This is a genomic window from Sorangium sp. So ce296 (assembly GCF_051529605.1).
Classification (GTDB): Bacteria; Myxococcota_A; Polyangia; order Polyangiales; family Polyangiaceae; genus Sorangium; species Sorangium cellulosum_D.
Genome location: NZ_CP150325.1, coordinates 6,457,861 through 6,482,971, shown reverse-complemented (window position 1 = coordinate 6,482,971; position 25,111 = coordinate 6,457,861). Strand labels below are relative to the sequence as shown.

Annotated in this window: 14 protein-coding genes; 6 read left to right on the top strand and 8 right to left on the bottom strand. The window is 71.8% G+C overall.

Annotated elements, in window-relative coordinates:
• Window positions 1-35 precede the first annotated feature (35 nt).
• The 3 genes from WME98_RS24080 to WME98_RS24070 form a co-directional block, all read right to left on the bottom strand.
• Window positions 36-1,286, bottom strand: a complete 1,251-nt coding sequence (locus WME98_RS24080; protein ID WP_437953383.1) for a DUF3237 domain-containing protein — start codon at window positions 1,284-1,286, stop codon at window positions 36-38.
• 48 nt (window positions 1,287-1,334) lie between these two features.
• Window positions 1,335-2,366 carry an alpha/beta hydrolase family esterase gene (locus WME98_RS24075; RefSeq protein ID WP_437953382.1) on the bottom strand — a complete coding sequence of 344 codons (1,032 nt, stop codon included), beginning with the start codon at window positions 2,364-2,366 and terminating at the stop codon, window positions 1,335-1,337.
• A 230-nt stretch (window positions 2,367-2,596) separates the two neighbouring features.
• A complete protein-coding gene (locus WME98_RS24070; RefSeq protein ID WP_437953381.1) occupies window positions 2,597-2,719 on the bottom strand; it encodes a hypothetical protein in 123 nt (40 codons plus the stop codon).
• An 852-nt stretch (window positions 2,720-3,571) separates the two neighbouring features.
• On the opposite strand from WME98_RS24070, the gene WME98_RS24065 reads away from it, so the two are divergent.
• The 5 genes from WME98_RS24065 to WME98_RS24045 all read left to right on the top strand — a co-directional run bounded on the left by WME98_RS24065 (window position 3,572) and on the right by WME98_RS24045 (window position 12,553).
• Window positions 3,572-5,425, top strand: a complete 1,854-nt coding sequence (locus WME98_RS24065; RefSeq protein WP_437953380.1) for an OmpA family protein — start codon at window positions 3,572-3,574, stop codon at window positions 5,423-5,425.
• Window positions 5,422-9,537, top strand: coding sequence for a DUF3344 domain-containing protein (locus WME98_RS24060; protein ID WP_437953379.1), 4,116 nt, complete (start codon window positions 5,422-5,424; stop codon window positions 9,535-9,537). The genes WME98_RS24065 and WME98_RS24060 overlap by 4 nt, the downstream gene beginning before the upstream one ends.
• A 101-nt stretch (window positions 9,538-9,638) precedes the next feature.
• Complete coding sequence (locus tag WME98_RS24055; protein ID WP_061625426.1) at window positions 9,639-10,052, top strand: PilZ domain-containing protein; 414 nt, start codon at window positions 9,639-9,641, stop codon at window positions 10,050-10,052.
• A 315-nt stretch (window positions 10,053-10,367) separates the two neighbouring features.
• Entirely contained in the window at window positions 10,368-11,504 is a 1,137-nt protein-coding gene (locus WME98_RS24050; protein WP_437953378.1) for a hypothetical protein, read from the top strand.
• Window positions 11,505-11,692: 188 nt separating this feature from the next.
• Window positions 11,693-12,553 carry a class I SAM-dependent methyltransferase gene (locus WME98_RS24045; protein ID WP_437953377.1) on the top strand — a complete coding sequence of 287 codons (861 nt, stop codon included), beginning with the start codon at window positions 11,693-11,695 and terminating at the stop codon, window positions 12,551-12,553.
• Window positions 12,554-12,811: 258 nt separating this feature from the next.
• Here the strand turns inward: WME98_RS24045 and WME98_RS24040 are convergent, their stop codons facing one another.
• From WME98_RS24040 to WME98_RS24020, 5 genes are all read right to left on the bottom strand, one after another.
• Window positions 12,812-13,507 (bottom strand): acetoacetate decarboxylase family protein, encoded by a 696-nt coding sequence (locus WME98_RS24040; RefSeq protein WP_437953376.1) that lies wholly within the window; start codon window positions 13,505-13,507, stop codon window positions 12,812-12,814.
• A 69-nt stretch (window positions 13,508-13,576) separates the two neighbouring features.
• Entirely contained in the window at window positions 13,577-15,238 is a 1,662-nt protein-coding gene (locus WME98_RS24035; protein WP_437953375.1) for an amidase, read from the bottom strand.
• Window positions 15,239-15,469: 231 nt separating this feature from the next.
• A complete protein-coding gene (locus WME98_RS24030; protein ID WP_437953374.1) occupies window positions 15,470-16,747 on the bottom strand; it encodes a hypothetical protein in 1,278 nt (425 codons plus the stop codon).
• A 105-nt stretch (window positions 16,748-16,852) separates the two neighbouring features.
• Entirely contained in the window at window positions 16,853-18,148 is a 1,296-nt protein-coding gene (locus tag WME98_RS24025; protein ID WP_437953373.1) for a hypothetical protein, read from the bottom strand.
• Complete coding sequence (locus WME98_RS24020; protein ID WP_437953372.1) at window positions 18,145-22,320, bottom strand: YwqJ-related putative deaminase; 4,176 nt, start codon at window positions 22,318-22,320, stop codon at window positions 18,145-18,147. Before WME98_RS24020 ends, WME98_RS24025 begins: the two co-directional genes overlap by 4 nt.
• A gap of 168 nt (window positions 22,321-22,488) precedes the next feature.
• Here WME98_RS24020 and WME98_RS24015 point away from each other — a divergent pair, with 168 nt between their 5' ends.
• Window positions 22,489-25,035, top strand: a complete 2,547-nt coding sequence (locus tag WME98_RS24015) for a tetratricopeptide repeat protein (RefSeq protein ID WP_437953371.1) — start codon at window positions 22,489-22,491, stop codon at window positions 25,033-25,035.
• The last annotated feature ends 76 nt before the right edge of the window (window positions 25,036-25,111 follow it).

The following is a 25,111-nucleotide window of genomic DNA, read 5'->3' as shown; positions in this document are numbered from 1 at the left end:
CGAGCAGTTCCGGCCGGCGTCGCCGGCCTGCTGTTCTATTTGCGTTCGTAGAAGGTGAGGCTCACCCCACCCGCCGCCCCGCCGGGATCGGAGCTCACATACGACTTCGTGTTGAGGATCGCGTAAGGGCCGTCCGCGCGCGTCTCGAAGACCGGCACGAGCGCGCCGAACGGTCCACAGTTCCTCACCACGATGACCTCGCCGTCACTCGACGACAGCGCGTACCTGGCGTCCAGGACCGTGCTCGCTCCGATGAGCTGGTAGTCCGCGCCTCCGGGGAGCACCGAGCCCGAGAGGCCGCTGAGCAGCATGCCACCGGTGACGGTGCCCCCGGTGATGGGAATGATGTTGCGCGTGCCGCGCTTGCTCGCGCCGACGGAGATGGAAGAGCCGAGCGTGACGGACTCGGTGAACACGCTCGAGCCCCTCGCGCCGGTCGCCGTCGAGCACTCCCACGATTGATGGGGGACACCCTCGGGATCCTTGAGCTGGATCTTCGGCTCTGCGGCGGCCACCTTGGAGATGTCGTAAACGTCGAGCTGGAGCGTGCCCGCCTCGGCGTCGACGACGCGCGTGCCCGCGAACTTCCCGGTGTTGAGCCACGCGAGCGAGCTCGACTGCGCCACCTCGAAGTCCGGGACGACCCGGACCACCGAATCGCCGGCGGCGGCGACGCCGCAGCTCCGCAGATAGATGAGGGTGCCGTCGCTCGCCCTCAGGATGTTGATCTCCTCGAGCTCGACGGATCCGTTCGACAGCGTGAGCTCGAGGTCCATGCCGCCCGTGAGGAACGTGGCCTGGATCTTGTCGCCCTCGAGCGTGCCGCCCTTCACGTCGAGGAGGCGGCGGCGCCCGAACTGGGTGGTCCCGACATCGTGGATCTCGCCGAGCTGGAGCGTCGCCCGAAAGACGAGCTCGCCGCGCGTGGGGAGCGGAATGCCGCCGGGCATACCGCAGGTCCACGAAGGATCGGGGACGATCGTCGCCTCGTCGACGCCGCCGCCGCCGCCGCCGCCGTTGCCGCTGCCGACCGTCCCGCCGGTGCCGCCGCTGCCGGCGGTCTCCATGGCTCCACCGGTCCCGGCGACTCCGCCGCCCGCGCCGCCCGCGCCGGCGCCGTCACCGGTGCCCGTCGTTCCACCAGGACCGCTCGGCGCCGCCCCGCCAGAGCCGCTGCTCGTCGTTCCTGCGCTGCCATCCTCGCCGGACGAACCACACCCGCCAGAGCAGATGCCAAGGACTCCAATCAGCAAGAGGTTTATCGATACATTCCCGATCTTCATCATCGGATCCACCTATCCAGGCAAGGGCATGTCATCCGGGCGAGCTCTGGCTCAGAACTGCGAAAAGAAGCGCCAGATCGACTCACCGGAATTGCTCGGCATGGCGTGGCCGCCGCTGAACTCACACCAGACGACGGGGTAGCCCGCGTCGCAGCCCTCGTAGCTGACGCAGGGGCTCGGGTCGACCGGCGTGGTCTGCGAACCGCAGCCGTTTCGCTCGAGGAAGACATCGCGAGCGGTCCGACCATTGTCGAGCGGAACCACGTTGTCGGCGTCGCCGTGGGCGCCCCACATGGCCACAGGGTGGTCGCCGTCGTCGCAGCCGCTGTAGAGCGCGCCGGACATGGGGGCGATGGCGCGGAAGACGTCGCCCATCGCGCAGCCGATCGCGTAGGACATCATGCCGCCGTAGCTGAACCCCGTCGAAAAGATCCGGCTCTCGTCGATGCAGAGCTCGCCGCGGAGGCGGTCGAGCATGGCGCGGAGGAACGCGATGTCGCGGCCCCCCGTGTTCGCCCAGCCCTGGTCGATGCCCTCGGGCGAGACGAAGATCGCCGAGCCGGCGGCGCGGCTCTGGAGGCCGTAGTAGCCGCCGCCGAACCCGGTCGCGACCTGCTCGGCCGAGCCGCCGCGGGGATGCCAGGCGAAGATCAGCCGGTAAGCACGGTTCGCATCGTAGCCGTCCGGTACGGCGAGGATGTACTCGCGCGTCGTGCCCCCGACATCGATGCTGAAGCGGCCGCTCGCCGGCGCCGTCGCGCTGCCGCAACCGGCGCTCTGCGTCTCGCCCCCGGAACCGCCCGAGCCAGAGCCGCCCGCGCCAGCTTCCCCCGAGCCCGGGCGCCCGCCGCTGCCGCCAACCCCCGCCGACGAGCCGACCGTCGCCGACGAGCCGACCGTCGCCGACGAGCCGACCGTCGCCGACGAGCCACCCGTGCCGGAGCCGCTCGCGCCAGGCCCGGTGAGCCCTCCAGCGCTGCCGCCGCCGTCGGTCGTCCCATCTCCTTGGCTGGTGGAGCAGGCCAGCGCCGCGAGCGCGACGAGCCCTGGAGCGATCGCGCCCCAATTTCGAAGCGTTTCCATTCGCCCTCGCCTCCCTGTCCCGAGATCACCGTCCGTCGCCGCGCCACCCGGTGCGGGTGACCGCAACGACGTCGTACCCGAGCGCTCTGGCGCGAGGCATAGGCATACCCGCCTATGCGCCGATGCGGAACGTCACGCCGACACGGGTGGACTGGACGATCCGCGCGAGCGTCGCCTTCGAACGCGCACCGCCCAGCGCGCGACGCCGATCTCTCCCGCCTGTCGCCCCCTCACCCGGTCCACGCCGCCCAGACCTCGTCGCGCTCCACGCGCGGGGCGCGCTCGACCACCAGCCTGGCAAACACGGTCGGGTGCGGGACGCGGTCGAGGCGCACCGGCCGCCAGGGGAACACGGAGCGCGATCCGCAGGCCCGGGTGGCGCGGCGCCGGGGCCGCGAGCACGGTAGAGCCCGCCAGTCCGAACCGGAGCGACCCCCAAAAGCCTTGCCAGCCGGCGATGAATGCGCCGAAGATGCTCGTGAACGACAGGAGCAGCGCGCCACGCCCCGCGTGGAACAGCGCATAGCGCCGGTGCACGGCGTGACCGGTGCACGGCGTGACCGGAGCGGAGCTTGCCGAGGCGTGGCTCGTCGGGAGGCGCCGTGGGGCGCTCCGCCGGCTGGCGAGATGGGTGCGGCTCCACGAACGCGGCGTAGCACGGAGGCCGCCGCGACCGTGAGAAAAGCACGCCAGCGCCGGCGCGCCGCCCCCTCGAGCCCGTCACGCCGCCAAGCATCGGTGCCAGTGCGGGCGCCAGTGCGGGCGACTGCGCGACCGGATGACGCGTGGCTGCACGGCGCCCCCCGATGCGCGTGGGCCGCAGCGCTGATGTCTGTAGACCTCTATCGCCCCGCCGCCGAGCCGCCATGAGGCCCAGAGTCGCCAGAGCTCGCCGGCGCCGCGCGCGCGGACTCGCCGGCGCCGCGCGCGCGGCGAGGCGTGCACAACGCTTGCATAGGCCCGGCAGCGACATCGCTGCGAAGCCCGGGTCGCAGCAGGAGCCGACCTGTCGAGGCCGATGCGAATTCGGCCGGCCGCCCATCGAAAAGTCCACCGATGACGGCCGGCGGAGAATATAAGACGGCCCGGGATTCGAGGCAGCTGGCCGCTCCTCCACGTCGAGGACGCGGTGTTTCCCCCAACGTGCCTGCGCGCCGGTGCAGTCGACGGCCGCTCGCCCCACGCCCCCATAGGTGATCCTGCGCATGAGAGTCCATTTCCCCCCTCGATGGATCTGCGGCGCCGCCGCCCTAGCGGCGGCGGCGTGGGCCGCGCCAGCGTCCGCTCAGGAGGCGGGACCGGCGCGCGGCCTCGCGCTCGACCGCTTCAACCCAGCGCCAGCCGGCGACCGGATGTTCAGCGTGGCGTCGCCGTACGCGGCCTCGCCGCGCCAGGACGGCAGCCCCACGCTCCACCTCGCCCTGCTCGGCGACTACGCCCACAACCCGCTCGTGCTCACGCGCGTGGGCACCGAAGACCACCTCGGCGCCATCGTGGGGCACCAGCTGTTCCTGCACCTGAACGGCTCGCTGTCGCTCTGGGACCGGCTGCACATCAACGTCGACGTGCCGCTCGCCGTGCTGCAGGAGGGCGATAGCCCGGCGGCCGAGGGGCTCTCGTTCGCCTCGCCGAGCGGCGCGCAGCTCGGCGATCTCCGGGTCGGGCTGCGCCTGCGCCTGCTCGGCGACTACTTCGACCCGTTCCAGCTCGCCGTCGGCGGCTACGTCTGGTTCCCGACCGGCGGCGGCGAAGGCTCGTTCGTGGGCGAGGACTCGGTGCGCGGCATGCCGCAGCTCATCGCCGGCGGCCGGATCCCGGGCTTCGTCTGGTCGGCCGCGGCCGGCGTCGATCTGCGCCCGGCGCAGACGTTCGCGCAGGTGCGGCAGGGCCTGATGTTCAACGGCGGCGCGGGCGTCGGCCTGCTGCTGCTGCCCGAGGAGCAGCTCCAGATCGGGCCCGAGGTGACGGTGTCGACCGTGCTGGAGGAGCCGGAGGCGCGCAACACGAACGTCGAGGCGCTGCTCGGCCTGCGCTACCGCTTCGCGCCGGCGGTCCGCGACTTCGAGATCGGCGTCGCGGCCGGCCCCGGCTTCACGTCGGGCATCGGCACCCCGGACTTCCGCGCGGTCGCGATGCTCGCGTACTCGCCCGAGGTGCGGCGCGAGGACCCCGACCGCGACAAGGACGGCATCGTCAACGAGAAGGACGCCTGCCCGGACGTGCCCGGCGTCGGCGACCCCGATCCCAAGAAGAACGGCTGCCCGCCGTCGGACCGCGACGAGGACGGCATCCTCGACCGCGTCGACGCGTGCCCGGACACGCCCGGCATCGCGAACGACGACCCGAAGAAGCACGGCTGCCCGCCGCCCGGGGACCGCGACAAGGACGGCATCACCGACGACGTCGACGCGTGCCCGGACCAGGCCGGCCCGAGCAACGAGGACCCGAAGAAGCACGGCTGCCCGCCGCCGCCCGACAAGGACGGCGACGGCGTGATCGACGCGGAGGACGCCTGCCCCGATATCCCCGGGCTCCGCACCTCGGATCCGGCGACGAACGGCTGCCCCGGCGATCGCGACGGCGACACGGTGCGCGACGACAAGGACGCCTGCCCCGACGAGAGGGGCAAGCCCGACCCGGATCCGGCGAAGAACGGCTGCCCCGTGGCGGTGCGCGTCACCGAGCAGGAGATCGTCATCCTGCAGCAGGTGCAGTTCGACACCGGCAAGGCGACCATCAAGAAGGCGAGCGACGAGCTCCTCGACGAGGTCGCGGGTGTGCTGAAGGAGCACCCGGAGATCACCAAGATCGAGGTGCAGGGGCACACAGACCCGCGCGGCGGACGCGCGTACAATATCCGGCTCAGCCAGGCGAGGGCCGAGTCGGTCACGAAGGCGCTGGTCCAGCGCGGCATCGAGGCCGAGCGGCTCGCGTCGAAGGGCTACGGGCCTGACGTCCCGATCGCGGAGAACGACACCGAAGAGGGACGCCAGAAGAACCGCCGCGTGCAGTTCAAGATCCTCGAGAAGAAGCCGAAGCAGCAGCAGGAGGCGCCGTGAAGCGACGTTATTTCATAGGTGGTCTTGTCGGGCTCGCCTGGATGGGTGGGCAGAGCGGCGCCGCGCACGCCGCGCCCGCGCTGCGCGTGCAGGTCGATCAGCGGGGCGACTTCGTCCTGATCGGGAACACGCTCGGCTACGAGTGCGGCGGCGACGGCATCGAGCCGCCCGTGCTGGGCGACGTCGGCCCGTGCGGGAGCAACACCGGCGACAGCGCGCCCGACATCTTCTGGCGCGCCGACTCGCCCGCGGAGGGCGGTGCGGAGGCGAGCAGCAGCATCACCGCCGCCCAGGCGCGCACCACGGCGGTGCTCCAGGTGCCGGCCGGCGCGACGGTTACCCACGCGTACCTGTACTGGTCCGCGCACCTCGGGCCCGTCGCGGGCGCCGGGACCGCGGACGAGGCCATCACCCTGGAGCGGCCCGGCGCGAGCGGCTTCTCCGAGGAGGTGACGGCCGATGACAGCGTCGACAGAGTCAGCTCGAATCGCCTCTACTACCAGTCGGTCGCGGACATCACCTCGATCGTGCAGGCGCACGGGTCCGGCGCGTACCGGGTGAGCGGCGTCAACACCGCGAGCTTCACGAACAACCTCTTCGACAACCACTTCGCCGGGTGGTGGCTTGTCGTGTTCTACGAGCTCGCCTCCGAGCCGCCGCGCAACCTCGCGCTCTTCGACGGGCTCGACACGGTGGCCAGCGGGACGAACACGACCGCCACCTTGTCGGGGTTCGTGGTGCCGAACGCGGGCTATGACGCGAAGATCGGCATGGTCACGTTCGAGGGGGACCAGTCCATCCCCGGAGACGCGTTCCGCTTCAACGGGGTGGCGCTCGCCAACGATCAGAACCCCGTCGACAACTTCTTCAATGGCACGCGGTCCTACTTCGGTGTGCCGGTGTCGAACGAGGGCGACCTCCCCCAGCTGGCGGGGACCCCCGGGACCATGGCCGGCATGGACATCGACGTCTTCAACATCAGGGATATGGTGACCCCGGGCCTGACCTCGGCGCCCATCGAGGCGTCGAGCACCATGGACCTGTACTTCCTCGCCGGCTTCGTCACGTCGATCTCGACCTTCAAGCCGGACTTCACGTCCTCCACGAAGTCGGCCGTCGACGTGAACGGCGGGCTGCTGCTCCCGGGCGACCTGATCCAGTACACGATCCAGGTCGTCAACACCGGCAACGACGCGTCGGTCAACACCGTGATGACCGATCCGCTGCCCGAGGGCGTGACGTACGTGCCGGGGTCGCTCTCGGTCACGGCGGGCGCCAACATGGGCGTGAAGACGGACGCGACCGGCGACGACCAGGGCGAGTACGACGCCGCGACGCGCACGGTCCGCGTGCGGCTCGGCACCGGCGCGAACGCGACGGTGGGAGGCTCGCTCCCCGCCGCCACCGGGTCATCGACGGTCACCTTCCAGGTGAGGGTCGACGCCGGCGCCTCGGGCCTCATCCGCAACCAAGCGATCGTCAGCGCGGCCGGGCAGCAGGGCGCGCCGGCCGAGGAGACGCCGACCGACGGCAACGGGCCGACCGACGGCGTGCCGCCGACCGAGAGCGTCATCGACGAGTGCGAGACGAACGCGCAGTGCGCCGCGCCGACGCCGTACTGCGAGACGACGGGGACGCCCAACACGTGCGTCGAGTGCCTCACCGACGCCAACTGCGGGCCGCTCACCCCGACGTGCGATGAGGGCAACACCTGCGTCTGCGAGCCCACGGGCGCCGAGGTCTGCGGCGATTCGATCGACAACGACTGCGACGGCGTGTTCAACAACGGCTGCGACTCGGACAACGACGGGATCGAGGATCCCGACGAGCTCGAGGGCGGCACCGACCCGAACGACGCCGACAGCGATGACGACGGCGTGCCCGACGGGCAGGAGCCGCGCTGGAACGAGGACACCGACGGCGACGGCCTCATCAACGCGCTCGACCCGGACAGCGACAACGACGGGCTGTTCGACGGCACCGAGCTCGGCCTGCCCTGCGACAACCCGGCCACCAACGCGGCCGCGGGCCACTGCCGCGCCGACGGGGACGAGGGGGCGACCAAGACCGACCCGCTCGACGCCGACAGCGACGACGGCGGCGTGTCCGACGGGAACGAGGACGTCGACCTCGACGGCGTCATCGACGAGGGCGAGACCGATCCGAACAGCGGCGAGGACGACGCGACCCCGCCGGTGGACTCCGACGGCGACGGGCTGAGCGACGCGCTGGAGGAGACGATCGGGACCGATCCGAACGACGCCGACAGCGACGACGACGGCGTGATCGACGGCGACGAGCCGAACTTCAGCGACGACACGGACGGCGACGGCCTCATCAACGCGCTCGACGTCGACAGCGACAACGACGGGCTGTTCGACGGCACCGAGCTCGGGCTGGGCTGCGACAACCCGGCCACCAACACGGAAGCGGGCCACTGCATCGCCGACGCGGACGAGGGGGCGACCAAGACCTCGCCGCTCGACGCGGACACCGACGACGGCGGCGTGACCGACGGCAACGAGGACATCGACCGCAACGGCGTGATCGACGCGGATGAGACCGACCCGAACGACGGCGGCGACGACCTGCCGATGGTCGACACCGACGGCGACGGGCTGAGCGACGCGCTCGAGACCGAGATCGGCACCGACCCGAACGACGCGGACAGCGACGACGACGGCGTGATCGACGGCGACGAGCCGAACTTCCGCGACGATCACGACGGCGACGGGCTCATCAACGCGCTCGACCCCGACAGCGACGGCGACGGGCTGTTCGACGGCACCGAGCTCGGCCTGCCCTGCGGCCTCGAGGCCACCGATCCCGAGGCGGAGAGCTGCATCGCGGACGCCGACCCGGAGACGAAGACGCACCCGCTCGATCGGGACACGGACGACGGCGGCGTGCCCGACGGCGTGGAGGACGCGAACCACAACGGCGCCATCGACGAGGGCGAGACCGATCCGAACAACGGCGACGACGACCCCGTGGCGGACGATCGCGACGGCGACGGGCTGCCCGACGCGGTGGAGGAGATGATCGGGAGCGATCCGGACGACGCCGACAGCGACGACGACGGCGTGCCCGACGGGCAGGAGCCGCGCCCCGGTGAGGACACCGACGGCGACGGGCTCATCAACGTGCTCGACGTGGACAGCGACAACGACGGGCTGTTCGACGGCACCGAGCTCGGGCTGGGCTGCGACCACGAGGGCACGAACGCCGACGCGGGCCACTGCCGCCCTGACGCGGACAACGGCGCGACGAAGACCGACCCGCTCGACGCGGACACGGACGACGGCGGCGTGCCCGACGGCCAGGAGGACGTGAACCTCAACGGCGCCATCGACGAGGGCGAGACCGATCCCAACAACGGCGACGACGACGGCATGCCGGCGGACACCGACGGCGACGGGCTGAGCGACGCGCTCGAGGAGGAGATCGGCACCGATCCGAACGACGCGGACAGCGACGACGACGGCGTGCTCGACGGCGACGAGCCGAACTTCAGCGACGACCACGACGGCGACGGGCTGATCAACGCGCTCGACCCCGACAGCGACAACGACGGGCTGTTCGACGGCACCGAGCTCGGGCACGACTGCGCCGACGCGGCGACCGACCCGGAAGCGGGGACCTGCATCCCGGACGCCGACCCGACGACGACCACGAACCCGCTCGACGCGGACACGGACGACGGCGGGGTGAAGGACGGCGACGAGGACGCGAACCACAACGGCGCGATCGACGCGGGCGAGACCGATCCCAACGACGGCGACGACGATCAGACCGACGCGTGCAGGCAGGACAGCGACTGCGGCGGCCCGACGAGCGGGTCGATCTGCGTGGATCATGCCTGCGTGGACGGCTGCCGCGGCGCCGACGGCAACAGCTGCCCGTCCGGCGAGGTGTGCAGCTCGACCGACAGCGCGCCGGGCACCTGCGGGCCCGCCGAGGCGAACGATCCGACCGGCATCTTCGCCGAGGGCAACGGCCTCTGCACCGCGCGGCCCGGCCCCGCGGGCAACGCCCGGAGCGCGGGAGCGCTCCTGCCCATGCTCGCCGCCCTCGCCGGCCTCGCCCTGCGCCGGCGCCGCACGGGTCGCTAGCGAACGCGAGAGGGCCCCGCCGCGGCGCGGGGCCCTCTCATGTAGTTTTTTTGCCCACCTGTAGCGCTCCTCCGTAGCGTACCGCGCCGAGGAGAACCACCATGGAGATGCTGCTCGCCAGCGAGCGCCGCGTCACGCGCCGCGCTGCGATCGTGGAGTGCCATGCCGTGCGCGAGCGGGGCTTCCGGCTGCTCGGGACCCGGGCGATCGACCTGTCCGTCGACGGCATGCTCGTGCTGACGAGCGCCCGCGCGCTCACGGGCGAGCCGGTGATCGTCTCGTTCCGGCTCCCGGACACGGACGTCTGGATCGACGCGACGGCGACGATCGCGCGCACCCTGCACGGCCGGCGCGAGGGCGACCCGGGCCGCGCCGTGGGCCTGCGCTTCGATCCGCTCGACAGCGCGTCGAGCCGTCGCCTCCGCGCGGCGCTCGAGCGCTTCCCGCCGACCTACCCGTACCGCGCGCAGCGCGTCGATTACGCGGCGACGGCCGCGATGATCGCGCTCAGCTGATCGGCGCGCAGGCGAGCGGGCCGACATCGCCCCTCGCGAGACGGCCGCCTGCGCGCGGCGACATCGCCCCTCGCGTCGACAGGCGCCTCGCACGCCCGTTCGCCACACAACCTGTCTTCCTGCGCCCACGACGGCCGGCGCGAGCGTTCACCACACAAATTCGCGGCAGGAACGATAAGCCATCTTTGGCGTGAGCGCGCGCGCGAGCATTGACTCGCTGGAGACAACAGCTACCCTGGTCATCGCGCAACAGGCGAGCATCCGCACACCGCCGCGCGAGCCTCACCGCCGCGCGGCGCAGCAACGGAGTCGACCATGCAAACGTTCCTTCGATTCGCGCGAGCGATCGCGGCGGCGGCGCTGCTCTGCGCCGTCGCCGCCCCGGCCGAGGCGCAGGTGCTGGGGCCGGCGCCCGAGGGCTGCACCGACGAGGTCCTCCCGAGCGGCGCGCGCATCCGCCTCTGCATTCCCCGTCGCGGATGGAACGGCGACCTCCTCGTGTGGGCGCACGGGTATGTCTCCCCTCTCCAGCCCCTCGACTTCTACAGCTTCTCGTTCCCCGAGGGGTTCAACCCGCAGGAGGCCGCGCTGAGCCGCGGTTTCGCCTTCGCGACGACGAGCTATCGGCGGAACGGGCTCGCGATCCTCCCGGGGGTCGAGGACGTCCGGCAGCTCGTCGCGGCGTTCCGCGCGAGGGCGGCTCCGGCGCACACGTACCTGTTCGGCGTCTCCGAAGGCGGCCTCGTCACGACGCTCTCGCTCGAGCGGTATCCGGAGCTGTACAGCGGCGGGCTGGCCATGTGCGGGCCCATCGGCAGCTTCCGGGAGCAGCTCAACTACTTCGGCGATTTCCGGGCCCTCTTCGATTATTTCTTTCCCGGCGTGCTCCCCGGCAGCGCCATCCAGATTCCCCCGGAGGTGATCGCCGGCTGGTTCACCGTCTACCTGCCCAAGGTGCAGGCCGCCATCGCCGCGAACCCGAGCGCGGCCAGGCAGCTCGTCCGCACCGCGAAGGCGGCCTTCGACCCCGACGCCCCGGAGACCATCGCGACGACCATCGTGAGCGTGCTCCAGTTCAACATCTTCGCCACGAACGACGCGGTCGAGCAGCTCGGGGGAAACCCCTACGACAACCGCGGGCGCCTCTACTTCGGCTCGCACGACGATCTCTTGCTCAACCTGCGGGTCGAGCGCTTCGCCGCCTCGGCGCGCGCGCTCCGGAGCGTCGCCGAGCACGAGACCACCGGCGATGTGTCGCTCCCGCTGGTGACGCTCCACACCACCCTGGACCCGATCGTCCCCTACTGGCACGAGCCGCTCTACCTGCTCAAGGTCGACACCTCGGACCGCGGCGTCGTGGTCCCTCTCCCGGTCCACCGCTATGGCCACTGCGCTCTGACCAACGAAGAGATCCTGGGCTCTCTGAAGCTCCTCCTCGCCCTCGGCCGCTGAGCGCGCGCCCCGCCCGGCCAGAGCGCGCGGCGCTCATCCCTGCATCCATGCAGCCACACCTGGCCCGGAGCGCGGCGGCCAATCGGCGGAGCCGCAACCGTGGCGGTGTGGAATTTGACCGAGATCGGAGGTACCTCTCGGCGGCCGCCGGCAAAGCCGCCGCGCGCGCATCGAAAGGAGCTCGAGCGATGATCACGGTCTCCGGGCCGAACGCCGATCAGATCCAGTACTGGAACGAGGTCGGCGGGCCGAAGTGGGTGGCCCTCCACGACGTCATCTCGGCGCAGATCCGGCCGCTCGGCGCCCTCGCCATGGATCGCGCCGGGATCGCCGCGGGCGAGCGCGTCCTCGACGTCGGCTGCGGCATCGGCGATACGACGCTCGAGCTGGGCCGTCGCGTCGGCCCCTCGGGCGCCGTGCTCGGCGTGGACGTCTCGGCGCCGATGCTGGACAGGGCGCGCGCGGCGGCGCAGGCAGCGGGCGCCGCGAACGTGGCCTTCGAGAACGCGGACGCGCAGACCGCGGTGCTGCCCGGTCCGTTCGATGTCCTCTACTCGCGCTTCGGGGTGATGTTCTTCGCCGACCCCGCGGCGGCCTTCGCGAACCTCCGGAAGGCGCTGCGGCGCGGCGCGCGGCTCGCGTTCGTCTGCTGGCGACCGCTCCAGGAGAACCCCTGGCTGTTGGTGCCGACCCTGACCGTGGGCCGGCACCTCCCGCTGCCGCAGCCCGATCCGCACGCGCCCGGCCCGTTCGCGCTCGCCGACGCGGCGCGCGTCGTCGACGTCCTCTCGCGCGCGGGGTTCGTCCGGGTGCATTGCGAGCCGATCGACCAGGAGCTCTCGGTCGCAGGCGGGAGATCGCTCGACGAGACCGTCGATTTCCTCCTGAAGATGGGTCCGGCGTCCGCCGCGCTGCGCGAGGCGAACGCCACGCCGGAGCTCGTCGAGCGCGTGCGCGCCGACCTGCGCGAGGCCATCGCGCCCCACGCGGGCCCCGAGGGCGTGCGCATGGGCAGCGCCGTGTGGGTCGTGACGGCAGCCGCGGAGTGACGGCGGGGCGAGGCGGACACTCCCCTCCTTGCATCCAACATCCTGTTTTGAGGTGACTATCTCGCTGCCGGGGCCGAGTAGTGGTCAAAATTGAACATGAAGGCGGGAAGGCGGGAAGAAAACCTTAATGGTCTTCCCGCCTTCCCGCCTTCATGTGGACTCTCTCTGGGCAAAGTTGACCACTACCCCGCCGAGGTGGGCGCCGCGCCGGGGCGCTGAGCGCGCCGCGCCGGGCGCGAACGTCGCGCGCCCTCGGGCTCAGGCAGCGTCGGGGAGCTCGACGTCGGCCGCCGGGAACTCGGCCCGGAAGCCGGAGAGGCGGACGGCGAACACGACCCGCCCGGCGTCGATGGGCGGCATGCGCGCCGGATCGACGCGCGCGTCGAGCAGGCGCGCGCGGCGGACGCGCCCGGACGCGGTCGGCGTGCAGAAGTAATCGTGCCCGTCCCGGTGGTGCACGAGCCCGCGGAGGCGCGCGGGCACGAGCGCGCTCGACGCGGGCAGGCTCGGGCCCGCGGCCGCGAAGCGCACGTCGGCGAAGACGTCGCCCCCCTGCGACGCCCGGAGCCGCTCGGCGCCGTCGGCCTCGCGCGCGAGATCGAAGTCGGCGCGCTCCTTCGGGATACCCCAGTTGACCTGGCCGCTCACCACGCTCTCCCACGAGCTGACGTAGATCTTGCTGATCGACCAGCGCAGGCCGCGGCGCGTGCGGTAGCGCCCGGGGATGAACAGGAGCTCGCGATAAGGCCCCACGTTCGACGACGTGTAGTCGAGCGCCATGAGCAGGCTGTAGCGCCCCTCGAAGCGCGGGCGGAGCGCCTCCGGGATGAAGCACCGCTCCCGGAGCAGGCGCTCCGGGAGCTCGAGCATCGCGATGTAGGCGTCGCCGGTCAGCGTCCACGGCGCCGGAGCACTCTTGACGTCAGGAGGATGACTTCCGGCGCTCTGACCCATTCCGGATCTCCGTGGACTCGATGGAACGAGGCGACACTCTATCACGGTCGAGCAGCGTCGGCGGTGCCGCTACCCGAGCAGGTCGATGCCTCCCGGGGGCCGCGGGGCGACGGCGAGCTCGGACCGCTCGAGGTGGGCGAGGACGGCGAGGACCGCCGCCTCGTCCCAGGCGTCGCCGATGATCTGCAGGCCGATGGGCAGGCGCTCGGCGTCGATGCCGACGGGCGCGGTGCCGGCGGGGAGGCCGGTGAGGTTGGCGAGGAAGGCGAAGCGGCACACCCCGTCGAGGGCCGCGGGATCGAGGAAGGCGCGCCCCTCCTCGGCCTCCTGGTAGCGGGGCGCGGTGATCGCGGTCGTCGGGAGCGCGAGCACGTCGACGCCGGCGAGGGCCCGCGCCACCTCGCGCCGCAGCCCCGCGCGGAGCCGCGCGGCGTCGCGCCGCTCGCGCTCGGTGACGCCCGAGAGCACGCTGAAGGTGACGCGCAGGTCCTCGCTGATGAGGTCGCGCTGCTCCCGAAAGGCGCGCTGGTGGGCCTCGAGCGACTCGGGGCCGATGACGAGGTAGCCGATCTGCGCCGCGTACCGGGCGATCGGGATCTGCACGTCCACGAGGACGGCCCCCTCGCGCTCGAGCGCGCGCAGCGCGCCCCGGCACGCGCTCGCGATCGGGACGCTGGCGTCGCGCCACTCCGCCTCGTCCACCCCGATGCGCAGGCCGCGCACGCCGGCGCCGAGGAGCGCGCCGAAGCCGCCGGGCGGCGGCGGGGGCGCCCACGCGGTGAGGTCGTCGTCGGGGTCGGGCTCGCTCGCGACGGCGTCGAGGAAGAGGGCGAGGTCGGCCGCGCTGCAGGCGATCGGGCCGGCGTGGGCGACCGAGCCCTTGAAGCCGTCGCCGGCGCGGCTCACGCGGCCGAAGGTGGGCTTGAGGCCGAAGACGCCGTTCAGCGCGGCGGGCGTCCGGATCGAGCCGCCGCCGTCGCCGCCGGCCGCGAGCGGCGCGAGCCCGAGCGCGACGCCCACGGCGGAGCCGGTGGAGGAGCCGCCGGCCGCGCGCTCGCTGTGGTGCGGGTTGTGGGGCATGCGCTGGTGGACGTTGTTGCCGAGCGGCGACATCCCCCACTCGGTCAGCACCGTCTTGCAGAGGAGCACGGCGCCCGCCTGGCGGAGCCGGGCGACGACGGCGGCGTCGCGCGGCGCGGGCGCGAGCGGGCCGCAGCGCGAGCCGAGCGTGGTCGCGAGGCCCTCGACGTCGAACTCGTCCTTGACGAGGAAGGGCACGCCGTCGAGCGGGCCGCGCGCCCGGCGGGCGGCGTGGCGCGCGGCCGCCGCGTCGGCGTCGCGGAGCGCCGCCTCGCGCGCGGCGGCGACGGCGATGTTCATGCACGGGCGCTGCGCGGCGAGCGCGTCGATCTCGGACAGGGCGCGCTCGACCACGCGGCGCGGGTCGGCGGCGCCCTGGCGGTAGGCCGCCGCGTAGGCGAGCGAGGTCCTGGGCCAGTCGCGGCGCGGGAGCGCGCCGAGCGCGGCGTCGCCCCAGCGCCGCGGCGCCGCGGCCTGGATCGGCCGGGCCTGCGCGGGGATCTCGTCGCGCCATGCTTCCGGGAGCGACGCAAGGCGGTCGATGCCCAGGGTGCGCTTCAGCACCTTCCGGAGCGCGGCGGACGATCCGGGCGCCTCGGCCGCGAGGCGCGCTGCGGTGAGCGCGCGGCCCGTGAGTCGGGGTACCTTCATGCGGCGCAGCTTACTCGACGGACCCCGTCGCGCGGCGGGCCGCGATCGCGGTGCGCGTCGAGATCGCGCCGTGGGCGCGCGGGGGCGCGGCGGCGGGGGTGCGGCGGCGGGGGTGCGGCGGCGGGGGCGCGGCGGCGGGCTGGTTCGGCGCTGCTCGTGGCGACACGCCCACCCAGATGCGAGGGGGACGTCGTGGGCTCCGGCCGTCCGGCAGGTCCGAGATGTCTGAGGTCATCCCCCGAAGCGTCCTGCGATCGCCAGCACGTCCGAAACGCTGGGCACGCGGCGGGACATCCGCTGAATGCCGCACTCCTCCACGAGCCACACGGCATCCCCGTCCACGAAGACCTGCGCAGCGGCGTCGGAGAGGTCTTCGCGGAGATTGAGCCCGGACGGCAACGCCTCCTCCGATTGGCACGTGGCCTCCGACGCATAGCCGTTCTCGAGGAGGTAAATCTGGCGTTCGAACCATCGATCGACGCTCGTGCCCACCAGACGCATTTGCACCTCGTCGTCGTCTGGCTCCTGCCACGAGGCCCACACCCCACCCGTCTCGTCCACGTAGATGCCCGTGCGCACAGACGTGTTCTCGATCCAGCCGACGAACCAGGCTCCGTTGTACGGGTGAACCGGCGCAGACCAGATGCCGGACGCGGTCCGTTCACGGATCACGCTCGCCGCCCACGGGGCGAGGATCGAAATCCCCCGCTGCCCGCGGAACCCGCCCACGAGCTCGTCCACGGCGAGCACCGCGTTCGTGAGCGCCTCCGATGCCCGGAATCTCTCGAGCTGGGCGCGTAGGCCATCCTGCTCCCGCAACCCCGGCTGCCACTCGCCGAACGAGCTGGCCCGCGCAAACCGATCGGGGTGACGCGGAGCCGTGGCGATGCACCCGCCGGGCTTCACCTGGAACTGCGTCTCGAAAGCGCCCTGGAGCACCCCGCGAACCCAGCAGCCGCCCTCCGCCTCGCGAAGCGCGAACGCCTCCGGGAAGTATCGGTCCATGGAGTCTAACGACCCGAGCGGCGCTCCGGGCTGCGGAAGGCCGGCGACCGGGCCGTAGGAGTACCTGGCCGGCGCGGGCGAGAGCCCGGACGGCAGAGGATGTGCGAGCAACGCCCGGAGCCGCTCGGCGGTCGCGCACGCCACGGTCAAGGCGTCGGCCAGCAGCAGGACGATCGCGCCGTCGAACCAGAGCAGCTGCTCCGAAGGCCCGATCGCGCGAGCCACGCGCGGCGGCCCCAGCGCCCCCTCGACCCACCCGGTCAGGAGCGCGGCCTGCGCTCCGTGGTTGTGACGCTGGCGGAGGACGAGCCCTTCGCCGACCAGCCGCGCCGCCTCGCGGAGGGCGGCAGGATCGTCGGCAGGCAGCGGAGCTCGTGGCTCGAACGGGTTTCCGGAGCGTGGAATGCGCACCACCGCCCCCGCGAGCGGCGCGAGCGAGCCCAGAGGCCCCAGATCCTCGATCCCCGGGGCGCTCGGCAGATCGTCGCGCATTGCGATGCTCATGAACGGGGTCCCCAAGTTCCGGACGAGTTGTCGAAGACCCCTGGATTGAGCCCCGCTACCGAGCCCGTCCCGTGCAGGGACCGGCCGGGAAGCATGCACGGTACTTCAGGCAAGGGAGATGAGCTCGTTCCAGGCGACCACCGCCTCGGGGCGCAGCTCGCGCAGCCATGTCACGGCGCGCCCCTCGGACAGCCTCCGCTCGAACACCAGCGCCGCGTCGCCGGCGTACAAGGTGCCGGTGGAGTCGGTGGCCTCTTCAACCTCGTCCAAGCCGAGCGCCTGGGCGAGCGCACGACCGTGCGACGACCGCGAGACATGAATCGGCACTTCTTTGGGGTGTCCCCACAGCGCGACGCGGGTGACGAACACGCGCGCGGAGTCGCTCGTTCGCTCCCACTCGTCCCAGCCGAACCCATAGGCCCACATCCTGCCGTCCTCCGTCATGCACGCGAGGGTGTCGGGGTTGTCGATATCTCGTACGCTCACCAGGATCGCGGATCCGTCCGGCGTCTGCTGAAGTGGCCACTCCGCCACGCTTCCTTCGGCGAGGGCTCGATCGAGCATCTGGATGCCCCCGAAGCGCTGGACCCGGTCGACGCTGCGCAAACCGCCGAACGAGCGCTCCGCGTCTGCGGCCGTCTTGGCGAGTGCCTCGCTGCCGCCGTTCTCCAGCACCCATGAGGCGAGCCGCGAAGGGTCACCGGGATCGTGCAGCCGGCAGAGCCAGCGCGACGCCGCCGCTCTCGCGCGAGGCGACAGCGGAAGCGTCTTTGACGCTGGATCCACCGTTGCGCAGAGGAATCCGATCACGCCCTGTCGAAACCTTTCGTTCGCTTCTTCGAGCGGGAGATCGAGGTGCACGGCATCGTTGTCCAGCGCGGCACGCCCTGTCGCGTCGACGTAATCGTCGCGAAACTCGATCCAGTCAGACTGGGGAGCGACAAGCGACGCTCCGGCGGCTCGAACCACCGGAAAGACGCATTGTAAACGCAGCGCTGCGCACTCTTCAAGCCAGGGCCGCAGGCTGCTCGCCGTGGGCCCCAGCACTCGCAAGAACACGTCGTCGCGCAGGGCGAGCACGCCGTCGCAGACGTGCCACACGAAGCCGTGCAGGCGAGACTGGCGACTCGACTGGCCCACCCGGCGAGCAACACCATTGACGAGAGCGTTCGTCTTGTCGAGCGCAGCGATCGGCCCCGTCTCCGGCTCGAAGGTGCCGAGATGGACGCGGGCCCGCAGTTCGAACCCCGGGGCACGCCACCGCTCGAGCCTCTCCGCCACCTCGTTCAACTGGGAGATGGACGCCGTGAGCTGTTTGGTTCCGCAGATGGATCGAAGCTCGGGGTTGAACATGCCCTTCTCGATTGTACCGAGGAGGGGATGGCTGAATCGAGTCTTCACGTCGGGCCCCAGTCGTTGTTCTGGCCGGTACCTCCGAAGACGCCCGGAGTCATTCCGGCCACGCGATTGGCGCGGCGCTCAATCTCCGAATCCGAGTGATTGTTCCGCCCTGCCGCCCGATCCGCTTCGAGCTGCTGTCGGTACCGCGCCGTGTTCGCCCGGCGCGCGTCGCCCAGGGGCGCCGTGTTCCCGTGGGTGGCCTGTTGTCGCGCCCGGTCAAGCGGTGCGCCCGCGCCGGCAGGCCGGAAGTTGAGGGGCGGTCCGCCTCTAGGGGGCGACGCGGGAATCGTCTCGGGCTGCTGGCCCGTACCCGCCAGGGCGTGCAGGCGAGCCAGCGTCTGCGAGCAATTCGGGCACGGCGCGCACGCGGTTCCATTGACATCGGTGCTTCCGATCGGCCCCATGCGGCGCAAGGCGCGGCGGAGATGCCGCTGGCCTTCGGGTGTGCCCGGATCGCATCTCACGCCGTTTCGATCCTCGTAGTCGTGGAGATAATTGCTGATAGCATGGGGCTCGGAACACCAAGACGGATCCCTGCCCTGGCCGCGCCCGGAGTCCTGGGGGAGCGCGGCGGCGACTGCCGGGTGGAGATCGTACAGCGGCCCCCTGCCGCCCGCGTTGCGCTCGCTGGCTGACTGCCCCGTGAAGTCTCGTGTGCCACCTCCTTGAGATCGGGGGAGGCGCCGGGTGCTGAGGGTGGAGCCCATCAAACCATCGAGGTCGACCAACGCGAGCGGCCGCCCGTTCACATACCCGTACGCTTCGAGCCCTCCCTCGAGCCCCAGCGGCTCGGGGCTCAGGTACGTCGCGCTCTCTGGATCGAAGTACCGCCACCGGTTGTAGTGGAGCCCCGTCTCCGGCTCGTACCAGTGCCCCGGGAAGCGGCTCAGCGTGGCGGTCGCGTCGCCCGCGATGACCCGGCCGTACGCTCCGGTCTCGAAGACCTGGTCGACGGTCCCGTCGGCATCGACGAGCGCGAGCGGAACAGGCGCCCCGTCACGGTGCACGAGGTACTTCCACGCGCCCGGGCCGGCCTCGGTATCGATCGCCTGCGCGATCGGCGCCGGCGAACCCGGCGCGTACGCGTAGCGCCGACGCTCTACCAACGTGAACGACGCGGCCGCGCCGGGCGGCGTGAACGGCGCGGCCGCGCCGAGGGTGCTCGCCGCGCGCTCCACCGTCTCTTCCAGGAGGTCCTCGCCGTCCCAGCGGTAGCGGTGCCTCACGAGCGCCGCGTCGCGCCGCACGACGCGCTTCTCCAGGCGCCGCGCGAACCCGTCGTACACGACCTCGACCCGGGTGCCGTCGGGCAACGTCACGCCCGAGAGCAGGCCGAGCATGGTCCATGCGTAGGTGGTCACCGCGGCGCCCTCCACCTTCTTCACGAGCCGGCCGCGCGGGTCGTACGTGAGCGTCGCGCCGTTCGCGGTCACGAGCCGACCGCCGCCCACGTGGGACTGCGCGCGGCCGTCGATCCAGCGGACGTCGCCGCGCGGCGAGAGCACGTAGTCCTCGGTCCCGGCCCGCCGCTCGTGCCGTTTCTGCGCGATGCGGCCGCGCGCGTCGTATGCGAACGACTGCGCCCCGCGATCGCGATCCGCGAGCACCAGGAGCTCGCTCGCGGGCGACCACCGGTAGTCGAACCGCAGGGTCTCCGGGCCCCCGAGCTTCCCGACCCACGCGGGCTCACCCGGGCGGACGGCGGCGGCGACGCCACGGCCGACGACGGCCGAGCGGACGACGTTGCCGTGCGCGTCCCTCGTGACCTCGAGCCCGCCCCCGCCCGCGAAGAGGCGCCCCGCCTCGGCGCCCGCCGGGTCGTACGCGAACGCCGCGATCGGCTGATGCGCGCCGCTGGCATCCGAGAAGAAGAGCGCGGAGCACCGCCCCGCGGCGTCGCGCGGCGTGGCGATCGAGAAGTCGCCGGTCACGCTCATCGCCGTGCGGTTCAGCCCGGCGTCGTAGAGGTGCCGGATGGACGTCGCGGACGATGGATCGCTCACCAGCTCCGTGTCCTCGCGGGTGCAACGCCCTCGCGCGTCGTACGTGTACTGCGTGCGGACCGCCTCCGTCTCGAAGAGCAGGACGCGCCCGCGTTCGTTGTACTCGAGCTTGTGGAACGTCTCGTCGGAGAAGGCGCGGCCGATGACCCGATCGAGCTCGTCGTAGGTGAGCTCGACGAACTCGCCGTCGTCGAAGGTGATCCTCGACAGCCGCCCAGCCTGGTCGTTCCTGTACCGCAGCGTGCGGCCGTCGAAGGTGCGCTCGGAGCGGATCCGCCCCTCGAGATCCCGCTCGATGGTGTGCACGTCTCCCTCCTCGTTGACGATGCGCACCATGTCGAGCTCCCGGTCGTAGGCGTACGACACGCGCGAGCCGTCGCTCCGCTCGACCGCGATCACCTCGCGGAGGCCCGCGTAGACCAGCCGGAACCAGCGGCCGTCCGCGTCGCGCTCGCCGTTGAAGCGGCCGGCCTCGTCGTAGCTCATGAACGTGCGGGCGCCGAGCGGCGAGCGATGCTCCACCACGCGCCCCATCGCGTCGTAGATCCACCGGTGGACCTCGCCCTTCTCGTCCCGCATCTCCACGAGCCGCCCGAGGAAGTCGTAGCGCAGCGCGCGCGTGCCGCCGTCCGGCTCGACGATTTCGACGCGGTTGCAGAGCGCGTCGTACTTCATCGACGTCTTGCCGCCGCCTTCGGTCTCGGCGTGGATCAAGCAGCCGCGCTCGTCATAGCGGAAGCTCGCGACCAGCCCCATCGCGTCCGAGAGGTAGATCAGGTTGCCGTTCGGATCGCGCGCGTGCTGCGTCTCGAAGCCGTCGGGGCCGCGCGTGGTCACGACGTTGCCGCGATCGTCATACACGTACTCCGTCGCCCGCCCCAGCGGGTCGACCACGCGGTACACGCCGTCGGCTTCGCCCATCCTCCACGCGCGCCCGAGTCCGTCGCGGTATCCCACGAGCTCGCCCGACTCGTCGAACGCGTTGTCGTGCACCTGCCCAGCCCAGACGATCCGGTCCGCCTTGCCGAAGGCGTTGACCTCGACCCTCCGCAGCGCGCGCGACGTGATGACGTTGTTCTCGCCCGCACCGTACTCGACCTTCGCATGCAGGAATCCCTTCGCGCGGCTGCCGTCCGCGAGCACCTCGGGCACGCCCTCGGCCAAGAGCGCGCGCTCGTTCGGATCGTTGCACCACGTCTCCACGCAGCGACCGTGGTTGTCGTAGCGGTAGTGAACCTCGAGGCCCGTGGGCCAGCGCTCCAGCACGAGCCGGTGGTCAGCGTCGTACGCGAAGGTCATCGCGTGGCCTAGGGCGTCGCGCGCGGCCACGAGATCTCCGCGCTCGTCGTATTCGTACGTGCGAAAGGACGTCCAGGCGCCCCTCGCGGACGCGTTCTTCACCTCGAACGCGGCGATGCGGCCGTCGCGGTGCCGGCGCACGCGGAGCAGCCGGCCCACGCTGTCGTTCACGAACTGGAGCGGACCGGTCCCGTTCTCGTAGAAGAGCCGGGCCTGGTTGCCGTTGCGATCCAGGAGCGCGCTGAGGCGGAATTCGTTGTCGATGGCGAAGCCGTCCTCGAAGACCCGCGTGATCCCGTCGTCGGCCTTGAGGAAGTAGCCTTCGCGCGTTCGCGTCAGCAGCCCGATCGGGAGCTTCACGGTCTCGCCCTCGTCTGGGCAGCGGCCCTCGCACGCGAGCGCGGTGGCCGTGACGACGCGCACCCGGCGGCGCCGGAGCTCGATGACGCGCCAGCCGAGCGAGTGGTTCCAGCCGTGGCCGAGTCCGTAGTCGAAGTCGCGCTGCGCGGAGCTGTAGGCGCGCTCGATCACGAGCGGAAACGCTCCCGGCAACGCCATGTCGGTGACTGCGAGGGTGTAGACGCGGCCCGTGACCGGATCGATGGGGTGTCCGGCCTGCGTTCCTCCGCCGCCCCCGTGCGCCGGGTTGGGGCAGCCGCCGCCGCTGCCCTGGCCGCAGCTACCCGCGTTGCGGCCGCCGCCCTCGGCGCCGTTGCCGCCGTTCTTGCCCCCTGCGCCCTGATCTCCCCCACGTCCGTTGCCGCCGCGCCCGCCAGGGCCTCCGCCCCCGGCGCCGCCGCCCATGATGAAGACACCGGGGTTCATTCCGGGGATGGCGGGGATGTTGGGGACCGGTGCCGTGCGCGCCATGAGGCGATGGTCGCGTAAGCAGCCACGGTGTCAATACCCTGAGGCAGGAGGAATGATGCTCGGAAAGGGCGGCGACACAGGGGCTCGGGGCAGCTCAGCGCCCTCGAAACAGCTTCTCGGAGGCGGAACGGCAGCTCCGTTCGTGCCGGTCCTGCTACGCTCACGCCCGTGGTCGCGAAGTCCACGCCAGTCGACGTCTTCATCTCGTACGCGCCCACCGACGCCCGCCACCGGGACGAGCTCGAGAGGCGCCTCGCCGTCCTGCAGCGCCATGGGACAATTCGCCCGTGGCACCAGGGGCACGTCGGAGCCGGCGAGGACAAGGTCCGGCAGACCGTCGGCCGGCTGGAGGCCGCCGAGATCATCGTGCTCCTCGTCAGCGTCGATTACCTCGCCGCCGACCTGTACTGGAACGAGATGGAGCAGGCGCTCTCGCGTCACGACGCCGCGAACGCTCAGGTGATCCCCGTCCTGGTCGAAGCATGCGACTGGGATCTCGCGCCGTTCGGCAGGCTGAAGCCGCTGCCGAGCGACGGACGACCGGTGACGAGCTGGCCGAACCAGAGCGAGGCGTGGGCCGACGTGGCGCGCGGCATTCGGCTTGCGGTGGAGGAGCGCGCAGACGCTCGACACCGCAGGCACGGACAGGCGCCGAGCGCTCGACACAAGATCACGACGCACCGAACCGCCCTCCACCAGCTCCGCGCGCCCCCCGGCGACTTCACAGGGCGCGCCGAGGAGCTCGCGCGGCTCCGCGCGAAGCTCGGCCCGGGCGGGGCCACCCTCGTCTCTCTGACCGGCCAGGGCGGCGTCGGGAAGACGGCGCTCGCCCTGAAGCTCGCTCAAGCGCTCGCCCCCGACTACCCCGATGCGCAGATCGAGATCGATCTGCGCGGCGCGAGCCGTGAGCCGCTCGCTGCAGCGGCCGTGATGGCCCGGGTCGTCCGCGCGTTCGAGCCCGAGGCGAAGCTGCCGGAAAACGAGGACGAGCTCGGGACGCTGTACCGTTCGATCCTGCAGGACAAGCGCGCGCTGCTCCTGCTCGACGACGCGCGCGGCCGCGAGCAAATCGAGCCGCTGCTCCCGCCTCCCGGTTGCCTCCTGATCATGACGTCCCGGCAGCACTTCACGCTCGCCGGCCTCTGCGCGCAGCGCCTCGGCTGTCTGGATCCCGCGGACGCCATCGCCCTCGTCCGCGGCGTCGCGCCACGCATCGACGAAGCCGCAGCCGCGGAGCTCGCCGCGCTGTGTGGGTACCTCCCGCTGGCCCTGCGCACAGCGGCCGCCACCCTCGCGGACCAGGTGGCGCTGCCGACGGCCAGGTACATTGAGCGGCTGCGCCTCACCCAGGAGAGACAGCAGCTCGTGACGGCCGTGCTGGCGTCCAGCGTGGAGCTGCTGGAGGACCCGGCGCGGGCTCTCTGGCCACGTCTCGGGGTCTTCTCGGGGAGCTTCGAGGCGACCGCCGCCGCGCGGGTGGGCGGGCTGGACGAAGGCGCCGCCGTCGACCTCACGAGCGAGCTCGTCAGGCGGAGCCTCCTGGAGTGGGACGAGGCGACAGCGCGCTACCGGATGCACGACCTCGCCCGCGAGTACGCGCGATCGCGCCTCGACGCCGGGGATCGCGGGGCGGTGGAGGCGCGCTTCGCCGAGCATTTCCTCCTCGTCCTCAGGGAGGCGGACAGCCTGTACGAGCGAGGTGGAGAGTCGATGATGCGCGGCCTCGCCCTGTTCGAACGCGAATGGGGCAACGTCAACGCGGCGCAGGAGTGGGCTTCGAGCCGTGCCGCACAGGACGATGCGTCGGCGAGGCTCTGCGCCGAGCTTCCGCTCGCAGGCAGGCGCTGCCTGGCTCTCCGGCAGCTGCCTGCAGAGCGGATCCGCTGGCATACGGCGGGCGCCGAAGCGGCCCGACGACTCGGGCTACGCGCGGAGGAAGCCTATCACCTCGGCCTGCTCGGAAGCGCCTATGTCGAGATCGGCGACCTGCGAAGGACCATTGCGCTGAGCGAGCAGGCGCTCTCGATCCTGGTGCAGATCGGGGATCGACGCGGTGAAGGCGAGATGCTCTGCAACCTGGGCAACGCGTACGCGCGCCTGGGCGAGGCGCGCGAGGCGATCCGGCTGCACTGGCGAGCGCTGAGGATCTTCGTCGACATCGGCGACCGGAGGGGAGAAGCCAGCGCGCTGAGCAGCCTCGGGGGCGCCCACGCGGCGCTCGACGACACGCAGCCTGCCATCTCGTTTTACGAGCGGCAGCTGGCCGTCACCCGGGAACTCGGCGACCGCCGCGGCGAGGGCAACGCGCTCTCGGGCCTCGGCAGCATGTACGTGTTGCGCGGCGAGCTCGACGAGGCTGTCGCGCTGTGCGAGCGAGCGCTGCGCGTGTTCCGAGCGCTCGGCGACCGCTCGGGCGAGGCGGAGGCGCTCGGCATCCTGGGGAACGCCCATGCCGGCCTCGGGGATCCCCTGCTGGCCATCGAGCATTACGACCGACAGATGGCGATCGCCTGTGAGATCGGCGATCGGGAGGCGGAAGCTGCGTCGAGCTGGAACATGGGGATCGTGTATGAGGCGCTGGGCAACATCCCTCGAGCCGCCGGTGCAATGCGCAATTACGTGGAGTATCTCCGGTCGATCGGCCACACGGCCCTGCAGCAACATGAGGCTCACGTGAATCGTCTTCGCGCGAGGTTGGGCCGCAGCGCACGGTGAGGGGGACGCGGTCGCCGCAGCGTGAGGACGCGAGCGGGAGGCGCGATGGTCTGCGTGAAGCCGCCATCCGCGTCGC

Excerpts from the sequence above, each read along its gene's own strand:
- WME98_RS24080 (WP_437953383.1), bottom strand. The coding sequence starts at position 1,286 with ATGATGAAGATCGGGAATGTATCGATAAACCTCTTGCTGATTGGAGTC.
- WME98_RS24075 (WP_437953382.1), bottom strand. The coding sequence starts at position 2,366 with ATGGAAACGCTTCGAAATTGGGGCGCGATCGCTCCAGGGCTCGTCGCG.
- WME98_RS24065 (WP_437953380.1), top strand. The coding sequence starts at position 3,572 with ATGAGAGTCCATTTCCCCCCTCGATGGATCTGCGGCGCCGCCGCCCTA.
- WME98_RS24055 (WP_061625426.1), top strand. The coding sequence starts at position 9,639 with ATGGAGATGCTGCTCGCCAGCGAGCGCCGCGTCACGCGCCGCGCTGCG.
- WME98_RS24050 (WP_437953378.1), top strand. The coding sequence starts at position 10,368 with ATGCAAACGTTCCTTCGATTCGCGCGAGCGATCGCGGCGGCGGCGCTG.
- WME98_RS24045 (WP_437953377.1), top strand. The coding sequence starts at position 11,693 with ATGATCACGGTCTCCGGGCCGAACGCCGATCAGATCCAGTACTGGAAC.
- WME98_RS24040 (WP_437953376.1), bottom strand. The coding sequence starts at position 13,507 with ATGGGTCAGAGCGCCGGAAGTCATCCTCCTGACGTCAAGAGTGCTCCG.
- WME98_RS24035 (WP_437953375.1), bottom strand. The coding sequence starts at position 15,238 with ATGAAGGTACCCCGACTCACGGGCCGCGCGCTCACCGCAGCGCGCCTC.
- WME98_RS24030 (WP_437953374.1), bottom strand. The coding sequence starts at position 16,747 with ATGAGCATCGCAATGCGCGACGATCTGCCGAGCGCCCCGGGGATCGAG.
- WME98_RS24020 (WP_437953372.1), bottom strand. The coding sequence starts at position 22,320 with ATGGCGCGCACGGCACCGGTCCCCAACATCCCCGCCATCCCCGGAATG.